Origin of the sequence: Acidovorax sp. HMWF029, assembly GCF_003060895.1 — a bacterium.
In the GTDB taxonomy this organism is placed as follows: domain Bacteria; phylum Pseudomonadota; class Gammaproteobacteria; order Burkholderiales; family Burkholderiaceae_C; genus Acidovorax.
Window position 1 is genome coordinate 1 of the sequence record NZ_QAIH01000016.1, and the last position, 4,414, is coordinate 4,414.

Annotated in this window: 4 protein-coding genes and 1 pseudogene; 2 read left to right on the forward strand and 3 right to left on the reverse strand. The window is 62.2% G+C overall.

Going from position 1 to position 4,414, the window contains the following annotated elements:
• Positions 1 to 639, reverse strand: a pseudogene (locus tag DBR12_RS01315) (hypothetical protein); the annotation flags it as partial.
• 403 nt (positions 640 to 1,042) lie between these two features.
• Between DBR12_RS01315 and DBR12_RS01320 the strand changes: the two are divergent.
• Both DBR12_RS01320 and groL read left to right on the forward strand, forming a co-directional pair.
• Entirely contained in the window at positions 1,043 to 1,333 is a 291-nt protein-coding gene (locus DBR12_RS01320; RefSeq protein WP_108615608.1) for a co-chaperone GroES, read from the forward strand.
• Between the two features lie 98 nt (positions 1,334 to 1,431).
• A complete protein-coding gene (gene groL / locus DBR12_RS01325; protein WP_108615609.1) occupies positions 1,432 to 3,084 on the forward strand; it encodes a chaperonin GroEL in 1,653 nt (550 codons plus the stop codon).
• A 276-nt stretch (positions 3,085 to 3,360) separates the two neighbouring features.
• On the opposite strand, the gene DBR12_RS01330 is transcribed toward groL, so the two are convergent.
• Complete coding sequence (locus DBR12_RS01330; RefSeq protein ID WP_108615610.1) at positions 3,361 to 3,663, reverse strand: DUF805 domain-containing protein; 303 nt, start codon at positions 3,661 to 3,663, stop codon at positions 3,361 to 3,363.
• A gap of 226 nt (positions 3,664 to 3,889) precedes the next feature.
• Positions 3,890 to 4,414 (reverse strand): bifunctional 4-hydroxy-2-oxoglutarate aldolase/2-dehydro-3-deoxy-phosphogluconate aldolase (gene eda, locus DBR12_RS01335; protein ID WP_108615611.1); only part of this gene is annotated, 525 nt, incomplete at its 5' end.

Here is a 4,414-nt window from a genome sequence, read left to right on the forward strand (position 1 = left end):
GGGCGGTGGCGGGGGCGGCACATCGATCGTGCGGCAGTTCACCCGCACCTGCGTCACCGGCGCCAATGCCACACCAGTGGAGTTATTGACCTCGCAGGCCTGGTCCACGGGCTGCACCTGCACGGCCACCGAATAGGCACTGCCATGGGGCACGGCCAGGGCAAAGCTGAATGCACCGTCAGCGGACAGTACCAGGTCGGACGCGCCATTGAGACGCAAGGTCAGCGCGCCCAGCAGGCCCGCAACAGTCCCACCCACCGCGTAGTTATTGGTGGTGCAACGGACCAGCACATTGGTGACTGGCCCCATCACCACGCCCCTTCCGTTCTCCACCACGCAGGTCTGTCCGATGGGCTGCGTGCGTACCTGGATGTCATAGGGCTCGCCCTGCGCCACCTGGGTGGTGTAGCTGCCGCTGCCGGTGATGGTCCACTCCCCACGCGTGCCATTAGCAAGCACCAATACGCCCGCAAGCCCGGACACCTGACCACCCACCGGGTGCAGCACCGCAGCGGGTGGCGGGGCGGGCACGGCACCGTCGCCACCGCCACCGCAGGCCGCGAGCACTCCACCGGCTACCCCCAACAACCAGCGCCCGCCCCAGCGACGGATGTCAGCAAGCAAATCGGTCGGCCCCATGGGGCGCGGCAACCCATGATGCCGACCCCAAGCACCCTTTCGGCGCTGCGGGCGAGCGGTTTCGCAGTAAGGGGAAGCAGATTGAGGCATCTAGGGTTCTCCGCGCACAGGACAGGGACAGTGGCCCGCAAGGCCACCAAGCACTCTAGTTTTTTAAGCCTCCTATACCCACCCCACCGAAGCCGGGTTGACAGGTATGGCCACAGCCTTTGGGTTCTGCTGCCCACAGCACAAACCCCCAGGTGTTTGCCGGGTGTGTCTTGAAACGGCCACAAATGACCGTATCATTAGCACTCACCGCAGACGAGTGCTAACACCGCTTCGACTGCCGGAAGTTTGGTAGCGCCTGAGCCTCCAGGCGCTGAGTTAATCGGCTTTTTTTACTGAAAACAGGAGCATTGCAATGAACCTTCGCCCTCTGCACGATCGCGTGATCGTCAAGCGTATCGAAAGCGAAACCACGACCGCCTCGGGCATCGTGATCCCTGACAACGCAGCTGAAAAGCCCGATCAAGGTGAAGTGCTGGCTGTCGGCCCCGGCAAGCGCAACGACAAGGGCGAAGTGCTCGCCCTGAACGTGAAGGTCGGCGACCGCGTGCTGTTCGGCAAGTACTCGGGCCAGACCGTCAAGGTCAACGGCGACGAGCTGCTGGTCATGAAAGAAGACGATTTGTTCGCAGTGGTCGAGAAGTAATTTCTCACCCCTCTGAATCACTCACTTTTTCATAGCTACTTCTGCTTACCAGATAAGCGGTAGTAGCCAATTTGAATCATATTTTCAGGAGCTCCAAAATGGCAGCAAAAGACGTAGTTTTCGGCGGCGAAGCCCGCGCCCGCATGGTTGAAGGCGTGAACATCCTGGCCAACGCGGTCAAGGTCACGCTGGGTCCCAAGGGCCGCAATGTGGTGCTGGAGCGCTCGTTCGGCGCCCCCACCGTGACCAAGGATGGTGTGTCCGTGGCCAAGGAAATCGAACTCAAGGACAAGCTGCAGAACATGGGCGCCCAGCTCGTGAAGGAAGTGGCCTCCAAGACCAGCGACAACGCTGGTGACGGCACCACCACCGCCACCGTGCTGGCACAAGCCATCGTGCGCGAAGGCTTCAAGTACGTGGCCGCCGGCATCAACCCGATGGACCTCAAGCGCGGTATCGATAAGGCTGTTGCAGCCCTGGTGATCGAGCTGAAGAAGGCCTCCAAGCCCACCACCACTTCCAAGGAAATCGCCCAAGTGGGTTCGATCTCCGCCAACTCCGACGAAACCATCGGCAAGCTGATCGCTGACGCCATGGACAAGGTTGGCAAGGAAGGCGTGATCACTGTGGAAGACGGCAAGTCGCTGGAAAGCGAACTGGACGTCGTGGAAGGCATGCAGTTTGACCGCGGCTACCTGTCGCCCTACTTCATCAACAACCCAGAAAAGCAATCCGCCATTCTGGACAACCCCTTCGTGCTGCTGTTCGACAAGAAGATCAGCAACATCCGCGACCTGCTGCCCACGCTGGAACAAGTCGCCAAGGCAGGCCGTCCCCTGCTGATCATTGCCGAAGAAGTTGACGGCGAAGCCCTGGCTACGCTGGTGGTCAACACCATCCGCGGCATCCTGAAGGTTGTGGCTGTCAAGGCTCCTGGCTTCGGCGACCGCCGCAAGGCCATGCTGGAAGACATCGCCATCCTGACGGGCGGCAAGGTCATCGCTGAAGAAGTGGGCCTGACCCTCGAAAAGGTGACCCTGGCCGACCTGGGCCAAGCCAAGCGCATCGAAGTGGGCAAGGAAAACACCATCATCATCGACGGCGCTGGCGCTGCCGCTGACATCGAAGCCCGCGTCAAGCAAGTGCGCGTGCAGATCGAAGAAGCCACGTCCGACTACGACCGCGAAAAGCTGCAAGAGCGCGTGGCCAAGCTGGCTGGCGGTGTGGCCGTGATCAAGGTGGGCGCTGCCACCGAAGTCGAAATGAAGGAAAAGAAGGCCCGCGTGGAAGACGCACTGCACGCAACGCGCGCAGCTGTGGAAGAAGGCGTTGTGGCTGGTGGCGGCGTGGCTCTGCTGCGTGCCAAGCAAGCTGTGGGCGACTCGGTCAAGGGCGACAACGCCGACCAGGAAGCCGGTATCAAGCTGGTGCTCAAGGCCATCGAAGCGCCTCTGCGCGAAATCGTGAACAACGCCGGTGGTGAAGCCTCCGTCGTGGTGAACGCTGTGTTGGCTGGCAAGGGCAACTACGGCTTCAACGCCTCCAACGACACGTACGGCGACATGCTCGAGCTGGGCATTCTGGACCCCACAAAGGTCACCCGCACCGCTCTGCAAAACGCAGCCTCCGTGGCATCGCTGCTGCTGACGACCGAAGCCATGGTGGCTGAGGCCCCCAAGGATGACGCCCCAGCTGGTGGCGGCATGCCTGACATGGGCGGCATGGGTGGCATGGGCGGCATGGGCATGTAATTGCCCGGCAGTTGAGCCCCTGGCTCTGCTCTGCACCCCAAGCCCGCAGGCCCCACGGCCTGCGGGCTTTTTTCATGGCAGCGCGCAAGGTTTCGACGAGCTCAACCCGAACGGATATTTCAAGTTCAAAGCGGCCTGCTCAACAAGGTGTGCGCCTCTCGCAGGCTGCCGCGCTATAAAGCTCCCGCCGCAAAAAAGCCCGCAGACCTCACGGCCTGCGGGCTTTGATTTTTTTGGTGGCGCCGTGCGATGGGCACGGGCACCTGCGTGGCTGGTTCAATCGTCGCCGCTGGGCTGCACCCACCAGTAGATCAGCACCAACGAACCAATCCCGGTCAGCGACAGCAACTGCCACCAGCCTGATCGCCCAACGTCATGCAACCTACGGGCACCCACAGCCAGGGCGGGCAACAACAGTGCCAACGCCACAATGCCGTACAGCACTTCGCTCACAAAACCGGTAACCACCAACAGCACCAGCTGGAACAGGGCAAACCACCAGAACTCCGAGCGCGGCGCACGGCCCGAAAAACCCGCGTACTGCGCGAAGCAGCTTTTGACAGCAGAAACAAAATCCATAGTGCACTCCCTCTCTTGGTTGAAAAAGCAAACCAGCGACATGGGGGACCAAGCCCCCGCGCCATGATAGGGGGGCTCTGCGTCAGACCCGGATGGACACCATCCGGGCGCCGCCGCGTGGTGTGGGTGGCGCGCAGCTCACCGGCAGCCATTTACTATATTTTTTATAGCTACAAAGGCAATACCATCAGGCGGAAACGGCCATTTTTACTTGTTTTTTTCTGCATCAACCCCCCGTGCGCAGGGCCTGCGTGGCACGGGCCAGCTCGGTGATGCGCGCCCAGTCGCCCGACTTCACCGCATCGGCTGGTGTGAGCCACGAACCGCCCACGCAGCGCACATTGGGCAGCGCCAGGTAGTTGGGCGCCGTGGTGTTGGTGATGCCGCCCGTGGGGCAGAAGCTGACCTGCCCAAACGGACTGGCCCAGGACTTGAGCAGCGGAATGCCGCCCACGGCCTCAGCCGGAAAGAGCTTGAGGAACGAGAACCCATCGGCCAGCGCGGCCATGATCTCGCTCGATGTGGCTACGCCCGGCAGCAGCGGCAGGTTCAGGCCTTTGCAAGCGCTGCCGACTTCGGCGGTGTAGCCAGGGCTCACGGCAAACCGCGCACCGGCTTCGCTCGCACGGCGGGCGTCATCAGCGTTGAGCACCGTGCCCACGCCCACCACCGCCTCCGGCAGGTTGCGCGCAATGGCTTCGATGGCGGGCAGGCCCGCTGGGGTGCGCAGCGTCACCTCCAGCACCTTCAC

What these genes read in the sequence shown, in the direction of transcription:
- DBR12_RS01320 (WP_108615608.1), top strand. Translation starts at nt 1,043, where the DNA reads ATGAACCTTCGCCCTCTGCACGATCGCGTGATCGTCAAGCGTATCGAA.
- groL (WP_108615609.1), top strand. Translation starts at nt 1,432, where the DNA reads ATGGCAGCAAAAGACGTAGTTTTCGGCGGCGAAGCCCGCGCCCGCATG.
- DBR12_RS01330 (WP_108615610.1), bottom strand. Translation starts at nt 3,663, where the DNA reads ATGGATTTTGTTTCTGCTGTCAAAAGCTGCTTCGCGCAGTACGCGGGT.